This is a genomic window from Deltaproteobacteria bacterium, assembly GCA_026388415.1.
Taxonomy (GTDB): domain Bacteria; phylum Desulfobacterota; class Syntrophia; order Syntrophales; family JACQWR01; genus JAPLJV01.
The window spans coordinates 1-15,880 of sequence record JAPLJV010000033.1 but is presented as its reverse complement, the minus strand read 5'-3'; the positions used below and the strand labels follow the sequence as shown (position 1 = coordinate 15,880).

Below are 15,880 nucleotides of genomic sequence, written 5' to 3'. Positions count from 1 at the left end.
ATTTTCATATTTCGTCGTGCCCGCGCCGGGCATGGGGGTTAATGACGAATCAAAAAGAGTTGGATAAAATTGTCCCCCCAGAAAATATAGGCGATGGCGGCCACGGAGAGAAAAGGGCCGAAGGGAACGGCGTACTTCATATCTTTTCCCTTGACGAGCATCACCGTAAGCCCCACGATGGCGCCCAGAAATGAACTCACAAAGAGGATGAAAAAGAGGGATTTCCAGCCGTAGAAGGCCCCCAGCATGGCCAACAGCTTGATGTCGCCGCCGCCCATGCCCTCTGCCTTTCTGATCAGTTCATAGCCCAGGGCGATGACATAAAGGATGCCGCCGCCGATCAACAACCCGAGCGCCGCCTCCAGCCAGGGAATGCCCATGGCAAAAACCGCCATCAGGAAAAAAATGGGAATGCCCGGCAGGGTGATGACATCCGGGATAATCTGATGCTCCAGATCAATGAAGGTGATGACAATCAAACTACAGGTAAATATGAAGGAAAAGAGCAATTTCAGATTCAGCCCGAACTTCCAGAAAAGCAGCAGCGCCATGATGGCCGTCAGCAGCTCGACCAAGGGGTACTGGAGGGATATGGCTTTCCGGCAGTTCCGGCATTTGCCCCGCAGCACCAGATAGCTGACAATGGGAATATTATCATAAAACTTGAGGGAGTAGTTACACTTCGGACAATGGGAGGCGGGCAGCACGAGCGACTCGCCGGCCGGAAGCCGCAGGATGCAGACATTGAGAAAACTTCCGATCGCCGCACCGATCATACCAATCATTATTTCCAGGTAAATCAAGGTCTATCCGTCCTTTCTGTCCCAAGAGTAAGGAATATCGGTGCCATGCGGGGGGAGGCGAAACTCATCGGGCTCCAGGTAGTTATATGATTCACTGGGGACATTCACCACGAGCGCTTCCTCCGTGGAGATGCATTTGAAACCATGGTACACGTAAGGCGGAATATGCACGAGCACCGGGTTGTGGTCGCCGGCAAAAATCTCATTGATCTCCCCGTAAGTAGGCCCATTCTCGCGTCCGTCATAGAGCACAATCTTCATCATGCCCTTGACGACGGCCATGTTATCGAACTGTTTCTTGTGGTAATGCCATCCCTTCACCACCCCCGGATAGGCGGCGGTCATATATACCTGGCCAAATTTACTAAACGTCTCGTCGTCAGCGCGCAATATCTCCATCAGCCGGCCCCGCTCGTCGGGAATGACCTTCAATTTCTTCACCACAACCCCTGCAATCATAGCTGATGCTCCTTCAATAATTTTCGATTCATATAGCATAGTTCAGAAAAAGGCCACAAGAGAAACATGATGATAAACTGATTTTAATGGCGCTCGGGTCATGATATGGTGTAGGAGGTAGGTAGTAATCTCCCCCTTTAGCAAAGGGGGATTGAGGGGGATTTGAGATGCAGCTTCGGGTGAAAAAATGAAGGATGAATTTTACATGCAACGGGCCTTGCGGCTCGCGCGACGCGGGGAAGGATGGGTAAGCCCCAATCCCATGGTGGGCGCCGTCATCGTTAAAGGCGACCGGATCATCGGCGAAGGTTATCATGAGCAATTCGGCGGCCCCCATGCCGAGATAAACGCCCTCCGGAAGGTGCGGGGATCCGTGCGGGGCGCCACCCTCTATGTGACCCTGGAGCCTTGCTGTCATTACGGCAAGACGCCACCCTGCGCAGAGACACTTATCGGCCTGCAGTTGGCGCGAGTGGTTATCGGCACAGCCGATGCCAACCCACTCGTTGCCGGGCAGGGCATCGCGGCCCTCTGGCGGGCTGGGATTGATGTAACCGTGGGGGTCATGGAGCAGGCCTGCCGGGAGATCAATGAACATTTCTTTAAATATATCACGACCGACATCCCATTCGTCACGCTCAAATTCGCCCAGACGATTGATGGCCGCATCGCCTCCGTCACGGGCCATTCCCGCTGGATCAGCTCCCCAGCGTCCCGGATCTTCGCCCACCGCCTGCGCAGCACGCACGATGCCATTCTCGTGGGGGTCGGCACGGTTCTGGCGGATGACCCGGAATTAACAGTCCGCCACGTAAAGGGGCGAAATCCCGTCCGGATCGTTGTGGATTCCCACCTGCGCTTACCCCTGGAGGCGAAGATTTTGCAAAACCAGGAAAAAGCCCGGACCATCATCGCCACCACCAGTCAGGCCCCGCCGCGAAAAATACGGAAGCTCAAGGCGCAGGGGATAGAAACGCTGTGTTTAGATGGGATGATGAATGCAGAGGGAAGCGGCCGTGTGGATTTACCGAAACTCCTTCAGGAACTGGGGCAGAGGCAGATTGCCTCCGTCCTCGTGGAAGGCGGCGCGGCCATCATCACGTCCCTTCTGCACGGAAAATTGGCAGACCGCTTAGTGATCATCGTGGCGCCGAAAATCCTCGGCCGCGGCATCGAGGCGATCGCGGATCTGGGCAACCAGAGCATGGATGAGGCAATCAAACTTGATTTCCGGAAGGTTTCCCGGCGCGGCGGGGACATCATTATTGACGCTATCCCAGCGAACTGATGAGGCTTTCCGCCGCCCTGATCCCGTCTAAGGCCGAGCTGACGATGCCGCCCGCGTAACCGGCGCCTTCGCCGCAGGGATAGATACCTGCCGTGTTGACACTTAGCCCGGCAGTGTCGCGCAGTATCCGAATAGGCGACGAAGTCCTGGTTTCCACCCCGATCAGGGTTGCTTCGGCGGCGAGAAATCCGGGTAGCCGGCGGCCAAATTGCCGCAGACCGTCCTGCAGCGCCTCAGCCATAAATGCGGGCAAAGCCTCCGATAAAAACGCCGCCTTGACTCCCGGCCGAAAACTCGTCGGAGCAAGCGCAGCGCTCTCCCTGCCCTGCAAAAAGTCCGTCAGGCGCTGCGCCGGAGCACAATAATTTCCCCCTCCCAGCACAAAGGCCCGCTCTTCCCACTGCCTGCGGAAAGCGAGCCCCGGCAACGGTTCTTGCGGCGTGCCGGAAAAATCAGCGGGGCTGACGTTAACCACCACCGCACTGTTGCCATAAGCGCCGTCCCGGGATGAGCGGCTCATGCCATTCGTAATCACGCCACCGGGTTCAGAACTGCAACCGATAACCTGGCCGCCGGGGCACATGCAGAAAGTATAAACGGAACGTTCCGGCTGTGCCACCCTGGCTGTCAAGAAATAATCGGCCGGCGGCAGTTCGGGATGCTGCCATTTGCCGTACTGGATCTGATTGATCAGACTCTGCGGATGCTCCAGGCGGAGCCCCATGGCAAAGGGCTTCGGCGCTAACTGGACGCCTCGTTCATGGAGCCGCCGATAAGTATCGTCGGCATTCTGGCCAATGGCGAGAACAAGCTGATCGGCCTTGATCTCCTCGGCACCATTAACCACCACGCCGACCAACCGGCCGCCCCGGAGAATGAAGTCGGAGACGAGCGCCCCGAATCTTATTTCACAACCAAGGTCCAGGAGTTTCTGCCGGAAATTGACTACAACAGCCCGCAGTATGTCGGTACCGATATGGGGCTTGGCATCAGTTAATATATCCGATGGCGCACCAAACTCCACCAGAGTTTCCTTTACCAGGCCCATCTGGGGGTTTTTAACCCGGCTGGTCAGCTTGCCATCGGAAAAAGTGCCGGCTCCTCCTTCTCCGAAAAGGACGTTACTTTCCCGATTGAGCCTACCCGTTTCCCAGAAGGATTGCACCTCCTGACACCGCGCGGGAATAGGGTCCCCTCTTTCCAGGAGCAGCACGGGGATACCGTTTTCGGCCAGCCGGAGAGCCGCAAACAAACCGGCCGGACCGCTCCCCACAACGATCACTTTTTTCGCCCCGGCTTTAATAAGGCTACGACCGGCAATGCTACTCTTAGCCCCCTGAACACCGTCAGATAAGGCAAGGGTTTCCGGCACTATGCTGATCTTGATCTCTCCCGCAGCGTCAACTGGTAAGTGCGTACCTTGCGGCAGTACCACCTCAACGGAATAAACGAAAAACGGCGGCCGGTTGCGGCGCGCATCCAGAGATTTTTTGAGCACACGCAGGGAAAAAAATGCTTCCTCGGGCAGGGAGAAAATCTCAGCCAGCCTTGCCGACAGCATCTTTCCCTCTTCCTCCAGCGGAACCTTGATTCCGGAAATAGTAACGATCATCATGACCTCTTTAAAATCGCTGGGGCTGGTTCAATCTTGCAGATTGAACCAAAAAATTAACAAATGTTTCCGGCTGCAAGCCTGAACCATCAAAGCGCCCCGGTAGAATTACCCATATCAAATGCCTGCCGACTTGGAAAGCTAAAAGGAATCCGAAATTTGCCTGACCTTTGCCGACGAAACAAATCCCGTTCTTCGCCGCATACCTCAAGCAGATCACCCAGAGCAGGCGCAATGACCTCAGATGATGCCTTGTTATCAAGAGGTGAGTGTAAAATAAACCTTGCTATATTGACTTAATTTGATATTATACGGTCAATATAAAAATAATGCTGGAGAAAATATGTACATTCGACAGAAACAACTCGACAACCTGCGCGACCTAATCACTCCCGGCAAAGTTGTGGTTTTGTACGGCGCCCGCCGTACCGGCAAAACGACGCTGGTGCAGGAATTCCTCAAGGAGGTTCAGCACGAACCACGGCTGGTCGTGAGTGGAGAGGACATTGCAGTTCATGATTTTCTGTCCAGCCGCTCCATAGAAAAGCTGAGGGCCTTCGTCGGTTCGAGCAGTCTCCTGGTAATTGACGAAGCACAGCGCATCGCTGACATCGGCCTTAACCTCAAGCTGATCGTTGATCACCTGGAGGGCGTCCGGGTCATTGCCACGGGCTCGTCCTCTTTTGACCTCGCACGGAACGTCGGCGAGCCTCTCACAGGCCGGAAATATACCCTGCGGCTCTATCCTCTGGCACAACTGGAAATCGGCGCAAACGAAAACCCGGCACAGACCTCCGCAAATCTGGAAAGTCGCCTAATATACGGTTCCTATCCCGAGATTGTTCTGATGGCGGACAATCGCCGTCGCGAGCAGTATCTGCAGGAGATCGTCGCTTCCTACTTGTACAAGGATGTCTTGGAACTGGACGGCGTCCGTCACTCCGCAAAGATCGGTCGGCTCTTGCAGTTGATTGCCTTTCAGATCGGCAGGGAAGTGTCCTATACCGAATTGGCCGCCAACCTTGGCATGAGCAAGAACACCGCCGAGCGTTACCTCGACCTGCTGGAAAAGGCCTTTGTGGTCGTCCGGATACCGGGATTCAGCCGCAATCTGCGCAAGGAAATTACCAAAAACTGCCGCTATTATTTCCTCGATAACGGCATCCGCAATGCCCTGATCAGCAACTTCAACCCCCTGCTGCTGCGCGACGACGCAGGGCTTCTCTGGGAAAACTATCTGGTCATGGAACGCCTGAAGAAGCAGGAATATCTCGGTTTGGCCGCAAACAACTACTTCTGGCGCACCTACACGAAACAGGAGATTGACTTTGTCGAGGAACGGGGCGGACGTCTTTACGGCTTTGAGATGAAATGGGGCAAGGCACGGAACCGCCCGCCGCGGGAGTGGGCCACTGCCTATCCGGAAGCCTCCTGGCAGGTGGTCAATCGGGAGAATTACCTGAAGTTTATTGGCTGAGAGATCATTGCACTACTACCAAGCCTGTCATTCCCGCGAATCTTTTGGGCGGGAATCCATGGGGAAAACGGGGACATGATGCGGAAGCCCGCAGGGATCGCATCGTGTCCCCGGAAGTAAGGAGCGGCATATGGGGGAGCAACTTTTCCTGGAACGGTTTTTCTGGTTTGACAGCGAAGCGAAAAAACATAACTTCCCCAATGCGTCAACCCTGGCCCGGCAGTTTGAATGCTCCATTAAGACGGCCCAGCGTTCCATCGAGTTCTTCCGCTGCCGGCTGCATGCCCCCCTTGAATATGACCCCGCCCGGAGGGGCTTCTATTACGTTGATCCCACCTTCCAGCTTCCCGTCCTGCGTCTCCAGGAAAAGGAACTCCTGTCGCTCCTCATATCGAAAAAGCTGCTCAGCGACGCAGCCGCAGGCCCGTTGGGCGACGAGTTGGGGAACATCGCCGGGAAGCTCGGCGCCGTGCTCTCAGAAAATGTGCCCCATCATACCGATCCCGACCAGGCCTTTTCCTTCCGCGTCAGCGAAGTTACCCCTGCCAACCCCTTGTTGTTCGGATGCGTCAGCAATGCCCTGTTGATGTTCCGCCTGCTTGCCTTCAATTACTACTCGCCCGCCGGCAACCGAACGACAGCCAGAACGGTGGAACCGCACCATCTGGTGAATTACATGGGCGCCTGGCATCTGATTGCTTATTGCCGGATGCGCAAAGACTGGCGCGATTTTCTCCTTTCCCGCATCAGCGACTGCCGGGTTTCAGACGAGCAATTTTCTCCCCGTCCCGAAGCGGAATGGAAACCCTTTCTCACCAACACGTTCGGGATATTTCAGAACCGCGAGAGCTTCCCCGTTGTCCTGCGATTTTCGCCGGTCCGCTCGCGGTGGATACGGGGGCAGGTTTGGCATCGGGATCAGAAGACAGAGGAACTCCCGGACGGCGCCCTGCAACTGACCATCCCCGTTTCTCATGAAGCCGAAATCCTGATGGAGATCCTCCGGCACGGGTCAGAAGTGGAAGTACGGGAACCGAAATGGCTGAGGGACAGGGTCAAAAAAGAAATCAAAAAAATGACAAAAAAATATCGCACATAGGACGCTCTATGTCGGGGGTGGTATGATACAGTCAGTAAACCGGCAGGAAAGATATGTTGTCCTGGACGTGGAAACAACCGGCCTCTCGCCCTGGAAAGGCGACCGGGTCATTGAGATCGGCGCGGTTGCCCTGGAAGGCGGTACCTTAATGGCTGAATTCAACACCTTGATTCAGATACCGAGAGAGATTCCCGTTCGTGCATCGCAGATTCACGGCATCACCGATGAGATGCTCATCGGACAACCGACGCCGGAAGAAGTCTTCCCGGCATTGGAGGCTTTCATCCGGGACAGCATCCTCGTGGCGCATAACGCCCGGTTTGATCTTGGTTTCCTCCGCCGCGAATACGAACTGCTGGGAACAAGATTCCACCGCCCGCACGTCTGCACCCTCGAAATGAGCCGGAGCCGCTTCCCGCATCTGAGGAATCACAAACTGGAAACCGTCTATCGGCACCTCGGCAGCGATACCGCCACGAACGGGGACATGATGCGGAAGCCCGAAGGGAGCGCATCGTGTCCCCGGAAACAAACTCACCGCGCCCTGGACGATGCCCGCATGGTTGCCAGGATATGGCTGGCGATGGAGGAGAGATAAAGGAATTGCATCGTTATTACGGACATACAAAAGACGGGGAACCGCCAGAAAACTGGCAGCTATTGGAGGATCACCTCAGTCGGGTGGCCGAACTCGCACGCTCCGGCGCCGACGAATTTGGGGCGGGGGATTGGGGCTACTTGGCGGGGCTGTGGCATGATGTCGGAAAATACTCTAAAGAATTCCAGAAATATCTTCTGGCGGCCAACGATGATGACTCTCATATCGAGACCAAACCCGGCCGCGTGGATCACTCGACAGCAGGGGCAAAACATGCTTTTCAACAAGCAAAGAACGAGGGGAAACTTCTGGCCTATACAATTGCCGGTCACCACGCCGGGCTCCAGGACGGAAAGTCCAATGACGGCTCATGTCTCACGAAAAGGTTAGAAAAGGCAATCCCTTCCTGCGATGCCTGTCCGGATTGGATTCTCGATCTGCCGATTATCAAAGGACTTCCCTTCCCTCTCGATAAAAAACGCTCCTGCTTTCAGATTTCCTTCTTTGCCCGGATGCTTTACTCCTGCCTGGTCGATGCTGATTTCCTGGATACGGAAGCGTTTATGGACCCGGCAAAATCTGGTTGGAGAAAGGGTTACCCTTCTCTCGACGAATTACACGAAAATCTCCAAGTGCATTTAGACCACTTGACCGTGTCGGCAGCACCAACCCCCATTAACATGCGGCGTACCGCAATCCTGAAACAATGTCTCTCTGCAGCCGACCTGTCGCCAGGTCTGTTTTCCCTGACGGTACCGACTGGCGGCGGCAAAACCCTCTCCTCGCTGGCCTTCGCCCTCAAACACGCACGCCGTTTCGGAAAAAAACGGGTGATTTATGTGATCCCCTATACGAGCATCATCGAACAGAATGCCGCCGTCTTCCGGGACATCCTGGGCGAGGACGCCGTTCTCGAACACCACAGCAACTTTGAACCGGAAGATGAGGATCATCGCTCCCGTCTGTCTGCGGAGAACTGGGAAGCACCGCTGATCGTGACGACGAATGTCCAATTCTTCGAATCTCTGTTTGCTTGCCGCTCCTCCCGCTGCCGGAAGATCCACCGGATTGCCAACAGCGTCGTTATACTCGACGAGGCGCAGATGCTGCCCGTGCCCCTCCTAAAGCCGTCTCTCGAAGTCCTCCGGGAACTCGCTCTGAACTACCGGACGACGATCGTTCTGTGCACCGCCACGCAGCCGGCGCTTTCCAAATCGGAAACTTTTAAGGACGGCCTGGAAGGCGTGCGGGAGATCATCCCCGATCCGGCAGCGCTTTATGAAACCTTCAAACGGGTGGACACCGCGAAATTACCTTCTCTGGCCGATGATGAGTTAGCGGAGAGATTGAACGAATACCGTCAGGTACTTTGCGTCGTCAATACCCGTAAACATGCCCGACAGATCTATGAACGTCTGTCGGATAAGGAAGGACACTTCCACTTGAGCGCCCTGATGTGCCCGGCACACCGGACGGAGGTTCTCGATAGAATAAGAGCGGCCTTGGCAAGCGGTGAACCCTGCCGCGTAATCAGCACGCAACTGGTGGAGGCCGGAGTGGACATCGACTTTCCTGTTGTCTTCCGGTCAATTGCCGGCGTCGATTCCATTGCCCAGGCCGCTGGCCGCTGCAATCGGGAAGGAAAACTGTCGGAAAATGGCAAGGTCTTCGTCTTTACTCCCGAGACTGGCCTTCCACCCGGCTACTTTCGGCAGACCGCCGAGACGACGGAGGCGGTACTGCGCCATCATGCGGACCCCTTGTCCCTGTCAGCGGTTCATGATTATTTCCGTCAGCTCTACTGGTTGAAGGGAGCGGCACTGGATCAACACCAGATTCTCGCTGATCTCGCCGAGGGCGCCATGGCTGGCGATTTCCCCTTTAGGGTCGTTGCAGAAAAGTTCAAGATCATCGAGGAGGGGATGGTACCAATCATCATCCCCTGGAACGGTGAAGCCGAACAAATCGTCGAGGAACTCCGCTACAGCGCTTTCCCGGCAGCGGCCGCCCGCAAGGCCCAGCGCTTTACCATCCAGGTCTTTCCACAGATATTGCACGGACTGCTCAACGCGGGCAGCGTCGAGTGCCTGCATGAGCAATACAACGTCCTGATCAACCGGGATCTGTATCATGAGGATCTGGGACTTTGTCCCGAAGAACCGACATTTCATAGAATCGAAAGTCTGATTACGTGAAACGTCAATAATTCTGAAGAAAGGAGGTCTGTCCATGTCATACGGAGTAAAGCTGAAAGTATGGGGCGAGTACGCCTGCTTCACCCGTCCTGAGATGAAGGTCGAGCGGGTCAGTTACGACGTCATAACCCCTTCGGCGGCACGCGGAATTCTGGAAGCCATTTACTGGAAACCGGCCATTGCCTGGGTCGTTCACCGGATCCATGTTCTCAAGCCTATCCGGTTTGATAACATCCGGCGCAACGAACTGGCGGGTAAGTTGGCGTCGGGCACGGTGAAAAAGGCAATGAATGACGGTTGCTCCCCGGTGGAGGTCTTCATCGAGGAGGACCGGCAGCAGCGGGCGGCGCTGATCCTGCGCGATGTGGCCTATGTGATCGAGGCCCACTTTGCCTTCACGGGAAGCGAAGACAACAATCCCATGAAGCACAAGGAGATGTTCGATCGACGCGCTGCGAAAGGGCAGTGTTTTCACCATCCGTATCTGGGTTGCCGCGAATTTCCCGCCCATTTTGAACCGGTCGCCGATGATATCCCGTTATCTGCCTTGGAAGGAGAGAGGGATCTCGGTTGGATGCTCAATGACATCGACTTTGAAAAGGCGATGGAGGCGAAGTTCTTCCGGGCGCTCATGCGCGACGGCATCATCGACGTGCCCCCCCTGAACGGAAAGGGGGTGATGGCATGATCCTCCAGGCGTTGAACCAGTATTATGAAAGGCTGAAAGACGATCCTCAGGAGGAAATTCCTCTGCTCGGATTCGGCAAGCAGAAGATCCATTTCGCTCTGGTGATCAACAAAGATGGTAAACTTATCCAGATTCGGGATCTCCGAGAGAAACCGAAGAACAAGCCGGTGCCCGTATCCCTCACGGTTCCGGTGATCGGCAAGAAGCGTTCAGTAGATATCGAACCGAATTTCATGTGGGACAATTCCGGCTATGTCCTTGGTCGGAACGCCAAGGGAAACGAAGCACGTGCCTTAAAATGTTTTGAGGCTTTTCGGCAACTTCATCATGATCTCGGCGATAATATGCAAGACCCGGGCATGCAGGCGACTCTTAACTTCCTTGATTTCTGGAAGCCCGAAGACGCCCCCACGCTGGAACACTGGGACGAGATGGCAGGGGCCAACCTCATCTTCCAACTTGACGGCGAGCTAATGTATATCCATGACCACTCCGACGTGCAGCAGGCCTGGAGAAGATACTGCGCGGAAGAGGCATCCGAGGTTATTGCCACCTGTCTGGTCAGCGGAGAAGGTACGCCGATCGCCCGTCTACACCCGGCCATCAAAGGAGTGCAGGGGAAGGGGGCACAGCCGGCCGGAGCCAGCATTGTTTCCTTCAATCTGGACGCTTTTCTCTCTTATGATAAAAAGCAGAATTTCAATGCCCCCGTTGGTGAAACTGCCGCCTTTGCCTATACCACCGCCCTGAATCATCTGCTGCGCTTTGAAAGCCGTCAGAAGCTCCGGATCGGCGATGCCACGACGGTCTTCTGGACAGAGCGGCCATCGCCCATCGAGGGATTCATGGGAATTATCCTCGATCCCAGGGACGATGCCTCCGATCTGTCCAGCGTCCGCCTCTTTCTCGCTGCGACAAGAGACGGGAAACCGCTTCCCGATATCGGCGATCCCGACCTTCAATTCTATATCCTGGGATTGTCGCTCAATGTCTCACGGCTTTCTGTTCGATTCTGGCATGTCAGTACAGTGGCAGATATCAGCGAAAAGATCGGCCAGCACTTTCGGGACATCGCCATTGTCAGGAGCGAAAGAGATCCGGAATTTCCCGGCATGTGGCAACTGCTGAAAGAAACCGCCGTCCAGGGAAAAACCGATAACATTCCACCCCTGCTGGCCGGGGCGATCATACGTTCCATTCTCGCTGGTACGACCTACCCACAGAGTCTGCTTGCTACACTCATCGGGCGCATCCGGGCGGATCAGACAATCAACTATCTACGGGCCGCCATGATCAAGGCGTGTCTGAACAGAAAGCATCGCATCCATCAAAGCAAAGAGGAGGTTATGATGTCATTGGATAAGGAATCAACCAATATCGCCTATCGTCTGGGAAGGCTCTTCGCCGTCTTGGAGAAGGCACAGAAGGACGCCATCCCCGGTGCAAACACCACTATCAAAGACCGTTTCTACGGCTCGGCATCCGCAACGCCCAGCGTCGTCTTTCCCCAGCTCCTCCGACTCTCTCAGCACCATATTCAGAAGGCGGTGTATGGGGAACGGATGGACAAAATGATCGAGGAGATTATGTGCGGCATCGAAAAATTTCCCGCCCATCTGAGTCTCGATGACCAGGGAATGTTTGCCATCGGCTACTACCATCAGCGACAGGCCTTTTATGTTAAATCGGAAAACCAGAAGGAGGGTGAATAAGATGAGCGAGACAATCAAGAACCGTTACGAATTCGTGTATCTTTTTGATGTGGAGAACGGCAACCCAAACGGCGACCCCGACGCAGGCAATATGCCGCGCATCGATCCGGAGACAAGTTATGGTCTCGTAACCGATGTCTGCCTGAAGAGAAAGATCCGTAATTTTGTCGAGATCGTGAAGGAAAATCAGTCCCCTTACAAAATCTATGTAAGAGAAAAATCTGTTCTTACGACCGAAAGAGGAGGGGCCTATCAATCGCTTACTGATGAAGAGAAAAAAGACAAAATAACGGCTGCCGAATTGGGCCGTAAATTTATGTGTAAAAATTGCTTTGATGTCCGCACCTTTGGTGCCGTAATGATGATGAAAGAAAATAACTGCGGACAGGTACGTGGTCCCGTTCAATTCAATTTTGGGCGCAGCATAGATGCCATCGTTCCTATGGAAATAACTATCACACGCGTCGCTGTCGAAACAGAGGCTGAGAGAGAAAAAGAAAGAATGATGGGTCGCAAGCATATCGTGCCCTATGCCCTCTATCGGACGGAAGGTTACGTGTCCGCCCATCTCGCCGACCAGACAGGTTTTTCGGACGACGATCTGAAACTTCTCTGGGAGGCCCTGGTCAATATGTTCGATCACGATCATTCTGCGGCACGGGGCAAGATGAATGCAAGGAAACTGATCGTTTTCAAACACGAATCCGCCCTTGGTAACGCTCCTGCACATAAGTTATTTGAACTGGTAACGGTGCAACGGGCTACGGAGGCCACAAAACCGCCACGGACATTTTCCGACTACGAGGTGGTCGTCAACCGGAATGTGCCGGCGGGCGTCACCTTAGAAGAGAAGATATAAGGGAAACATGTACGCAATCGACGACCTTCTCCCTCTCTCAGCCTTGCAGCATATCGTGTTCTGCGAGCGGCAGTGTGCCCTGATCTACACGGAACAGGTATGGACAGAGAACCGCTTCACCGCCGAGGGCCGGATCATGCACGAGCGGGTGCATGACGAAAGCCATGAATCCCGGCGCGACGTCCGCATTGATTATGGCGTGTCGCTTCGCTCGCTACGCCTGGGGCTGATCGGCAAGGCCGACGTCGTGGAGTTCCACCGGCTGCCGGACGGGGCCTGGTTGCCCTTTCCCGTGGAGTACAAGCGAGGGAAACCCAAAGCGGACGATTGCGATAAGGTTCAGCTTTGCGCCCAGGCGATCTGCCTGGAAGAGATGCTTGACATTGCGATCCCGGAGGGGGCGCTCTTTTACGGCCAGACCAGACACCGCTTCGACGTCGTCTTCGACGAGGACCTGCGACGGGAGACGGAGGAAACGGCCCAGCGAGCACACGATCTGATCGCCTCCGGCCAGACCCCCAAGCCAGTCTATGCGAAGCGGTGCGAAAGCTGTTCTCTGATGGCCGAATGCCTGCCGAAGACGATCCAGAAGCAGCGGTCGGTAAAGAGCTACCTGACGCGGATGTTAAGCGAGACATGAAGGATAATTTTACAGAAAGGAGGGCAAGATGGAAACGAATATCGCCATATTCAGGGGAAAAGAAATACGTAAAACTATTCATGAGAATGAATGGTGGTTTGTAATTTCTGATGTGGTCGGCGTACTGACGGATTCCACCGATCCGTCCGGATATATCAAGGATATGCGTCGTCGTGACAAGGAGTTATCCAAAGGGTGGGGGCAAATTGCCACCCCCCTTTGGATAGAAACTTCTGGCGGAAAGCAAAAAGTCAATTGCGCCAACACGGAAGGCATTTTCCGCATCATCCAGTCCATCCCCTCCTTCAAGGCCGAACCCTTCAAGCGCTGGCTGGCCAAGGTCGGCTATGAGCGGGTACAGGAAATCGAAGACCCGGAACTGGGAACGAAACGAACGCGCGCACTTTACAAGGCAAAAGGTTACTCAGACGACTGGATCGAGAAACGCATGCGGGGCATCGCCATCCGGGAAGAACTTACGGACGAGTGGAAACAACGAAACGTCAAGCAAGAGCAGGAGTATGCAATCCTCACGGCGGAGATCGCCCAAGCGGCGTTCGGGGTCACACCGGGCGAGCATAAGCAATTGAAGGGGCTGAAACGGGAAAACCTGCGGGATCATATGACCGACTTAGAGCTGATCTTCTCGATGCTGGGCGAGGCGGCGACTACCGAAATCACCAAGGTGGATGACGCGCAGGGCTTCGATGAAAGCAAGACTGCCGCGCGGAAAGGTGGGGAAGTTGCCGGAACGGCGCGCAAAGACCTGGAAAAGAAAACCGGTAAGCGAGTCGTCTCGCCGGAGAACTACCTGAGTGAACCGGAGAGCAGAAAACGGTTGAAACGGTAGAATATAAAGAGTGAAGAATTTTTCCGGGGCGTATCTTAGGTGAACTATGAAGAAACACTTGAACACCCTTTTTGTCACAACCCAGGGCGCCTACCTCGCGAAGGAGGGAGAGACGATTGTCGTCAAGGTGGAAAAAGAAGTCCGCCTGCGGCTTCCAGTTCATACGATTGGCGGCATCGTCTGTTTCGGCAACATCGGTTGTAGCCCTTTTCTGATGGGTTTCTGTGCCGAAAACGGCGTGGGCATCAGCTTTCTGACGGAGCGCGGCCGCTTCCTGGCGCGGGTGCAGGGTCCGGTTTCCGGGAATGTCCTCCTGCGGCGGGAACAGTATCGGCAGGCAGATGATTCACAGCGTTCCGCAGATATGGCCCGTGCGGTTTTGACCGGTAAGATTGCCAACAGTCGGACGGTCCTCCAGCGGGCGCTCCGTGATCACGCGGACAAACTGGCTGCAGATCAGGTGGGATTTGCCGTCAAGCGCTTGAGTAACTATCTGGAGCAGTTGAATCAAGATCGGGCGCTGGACGTTCTCAGAGGTTGCGAGGGAGACGCCGCCCATATTTATTTCAGCGTCTTCGATCACTTGATCATAGCCCAGAAAGAGGACTTCTCCTTCCAGGAGCGGAACCGCCGTCCACCGCTGGACAACGTCAACGCCTTGCTGTCCTTCATTTATACGCTCCTTGTGCATGACATCCGATCGGCTTTGGAGTCTGTGGGGCTTGATCCGGCGGTAGGATTTCTGCACCGGGATCGTCCCGGTCGCCCCAGTTTGGCTTTGGATATGATGGAGGAATTCAGGCCCTTTCTGGCGGACAGGCTGACCCTCTCCCTGATTAATCTGCGTCAGGTGCAGGGAAAGGGCTTTGATAAAAGCGACTCCGGTGCGGTCCTGATGACAGACGACACCCGTAAGACCGTGCTTGTGGCTTACCAAGAGCGGAAACAAGAGGAGATCGTCCATCCCTTTCTGGATGAAAAAGTTAACATCGGGATGCTTTTTCATGTTCAAGCCCTCCTGTTGGCAAGGTATCTGCGGGGCGATCTGGAAGGTTATCCGCCGTTTATCTGGCGGTAAGGGGACTTCATTATGCTTGTTCTTGTCAGTTACGATGTTTCTACGATTGATCCGGGCGGCCCGCGCCGTTTGCACCGCGTGGCCAAGGCGTGCCAGAATTACGGACAACGGGTACAGTATTCGGTCTTTGAGTGTATCGTGGACCCCGCCCAATGGACCGTTTTGCGGGATCGCCTGATCCATGAAATCGACAAGACACGGGATAGCCTGCGGTTTTATTTTTTAGGATCAAACTGGAAGCACCGCGTCGAGCATATCGGCGCGAAGAAAAGCATTGATCAGGAGGGGCCTTTGATTATCTGAACGGCACGCGCGAACCCCAGGCAGCCATGATTTTCCAGGGGGATTCGCGCTACTGATAACACGCTGATATAACAAAGTATTGCGATGGTGTTCTTTGACAAGTGCATATTGGATTGACCTCTATTAAGTATCTACGCGGAATATAGGATAAATTATTTGTAATTGTAGTACGTTATGAGATGTAAGTCGCCCCCCGCGCGGGGGCGTGGATTGAAACAT

Annotated in this window: 15 protein-coding genes; 12 read left to right on the top strand and 3 right to left on the bottom strand. The window is 54.8% G+C overall.

All coding sequences use genetic code 11. The features are described 5' to 3' along the window. Nucleotides 1-38 precede the first annotated feature (38 nt). Entirely contained in the window at nt 39-785 is a 747-nt protein-coding gene (locus tag NT140_07215; GenBank protein ID MCX5831662.1) for a prepilin peptidase, read from the bottom strand. A 21-nt stretch (nt 786-806) separates the two neighbouring features. Continuing rightward, nucleotides 807-1,262 (bottom strand): dTDP-4-dehydrorhamnose 3,5-epimerase family protein, encoded by a 456-nt coding sequence (locus NT140_07210; protein MCX5831661.1) that lies wholly within the window; start codon nt 1,260-1,262, stop codon nt 807-809. A 187-nt stretch (nt 1,263-1,449) separates the two neighbouring features. Between NT140_07210 and ribD the strand changes: the two genes are divergently transcribed. Next, nucleotides 1,450-2,550 carry a bifunctional diaminohydroxyphosphoribosylaminopyrimidine deaminase/5-amino-6-(5-phosphoribosylamino)uracil reductase RibD gene (ribD, locus tag NT140_07205; GenBank protein ID MCX5831660.1) on the top strand — a complete coding sequence of 367 codons (1,101 nt, stop codon included), beginning with the start codon at nt 1,450-1,452 and terminating at the stop codon, nt 2,548-2,550. Here the strand turns inward: ribD and NT140_07200 are convergent. Then, nucleotides 2,534-4,165, bottom strand: coding sequence for an FAD-binding protein (locus NT140_07200; protein ID MCX5831659.1), 1,632 nt, complete (start codon nt 4,163-4,165; stop codon nt 2,534-2,536). The genes ribD and NT140_07200 overlap by 17 nt on opposite strands. A 340-nt stretch (nt 4,166-4,505) precedes the next feature. Here NT140_07200 and NT140_07195 point away from each other — a divergent pair, with 340 nt between their 5' ends. The 11 genes from NT140_07195 to cas2 all read left to right on the top strand — a co-directional run bounded on the left by NT140_07195 (nt 4,506) and on the right by cas2 (nt 15,661). Next, nucleotides 4,506-5,639 carry an ATP-binding protein gene (locus tag NT140_07195; protein MCX5831658.1) on the top strand — a complete coding sequence of 378 codons (1,134 nt, stop codon included), beginning with the start codon at nt 4,506-4,508 and terminating at the stop codon, nt 5,637-5,639. 130 nt (nt 5,640-5,769) lie between these two features. After that, nucleotides 5,770-6,738 carry a WYL domain-containing protein gene (locus NT140_07190; GenBank protein MCX5831657.1) on the top strand — a complete coding sequence of 323 codons (969 nt, stop codon included), beginning with the start codon at nt 5,770-5,772 and terminating at the stop codon, nt 6,736-6,738. A 22-nt stretch (nt 6,739-6,760) separates the two neighbouring features. After that, the gene (locus tag NT140_07185; protein MCX5831656.1) at nt 6,761-7,336 is read left to right on the top strand and encodes a 3'-5' exonuclease; all 576 of its coding nucleotides are present in this window, start codon (nt 6,761-6,763) and stop codon (nt 7,334-7,336) included. Next, the gene (cas3, locus tag NT140_07180; GenBank protein MCX5831655.1) at nt 7,312-9,531 is read left to right on the top strand and encodes a CRISPR-associated helicase Cas3'; all 2,220 of its coding nucleotides are present in this window, start codon (nt 7,312-7,314) and stop codon (nt 9,529-9,531) included. The genes NT140_07185 and cas3 overlap by 25 nt, the downstream gene beginning before the upstream one ends. A gap of 34 nt (nt 9,532-9,565) precedes the next feature. Continuing rightward, nucleotides 9,566-10,219 carry a type I-C CRISPR-associated protein Cas5c gene (gene cas5c / locus NT140_07175; protein ID MCX5831654.1) on the top strand — a complete coding sequence of 218 codons (654 nt, stop codon included), beginning with the start codon at nt 9,566-9,568 and terminating at the stop codon, nt 10,217-10,219. Beyond that, on the top strand, nt 10,216-11,931 hold the full coding sequence (cas8c, locus tag NT140_07170) for a type I-C CRISPR-associated protein Cas8c/Csd1 (GenBank protein MCX5831653.1): 1,716 nt from the start codon (nt 10,216-10,218) through the stop codon (nt 11,929-11,931). Before cas5c ends, cas8c begins: the two co-directional genes overlap by 4 nt. Before the next feature lies 1 nt (nt 11,932). Next, nucleotides 11,933-12,790 carry a type I-C CRISPR-associated protein Cas7/Csd2 gene (gene cas7c / locus NT140_07165; protein MCX5831652.1) on the top strand — a complete coding sequence of 286 codons (858 nt, stop codon included), beginning with the start codon at nt 11,933-11,935 and terminating at the stop codon, nt 12,788-12,790. A 7-nt stretch (nt 12,791-12,797) separates the two neighbouring features. Further along, nucleotides 12,798-13,430 (top strand): CRISPR-associated protein Cas4, encoded by a 633-nt coding sequence (gene cas4, locus NT140_07160; GenBank protein MCX5831651.1) that lies wholly within the window; start codon nt 12,798-12,800, stop codon nt 13,428-13,430. A 28-nt stretch (nt 13,431-13,458) separates the two neighbouring features. Next, nucleotides 13,459-14,280, top strand: a complete 822-nt coding sequence (locus tag NT140_07155) for a Bro-N domain-containing protein (GenBank protein MCX5831650.1) — start codon at nt 13,459-13,461, stop codon at nt 14,278-14,280. Between the two features lie 46 nt (nt 14,281-14,326). Next, nucleotides 14,327-15,358, top strand: coding sequence for a type I-C CRISPR-associated endonuclease Cas1c (gene cas1c / locus NT140_07150; protein ID MCX5831649.1), 1,032 nt, complete (start codon nt 14,327-14,329; stop codon nt 15,356-15,358). Nucleotides 15,359-15,370: 12 nt separating this feature from the next. Then, nucleotides 15,371-15,661 (top strand): CRISPR-associated endonuclease Cas2, encoded by a 291-nt coding sequence (gene cas2, locus NT140_07145; GenBank protein ID MCX5831648.1) that lies wholly within the window; start codon nt 15,371-15,373, stop codon nt 15,659-15,661. Nucleotides 15,662-15,880: the final 219 nt, after the last annotated feature.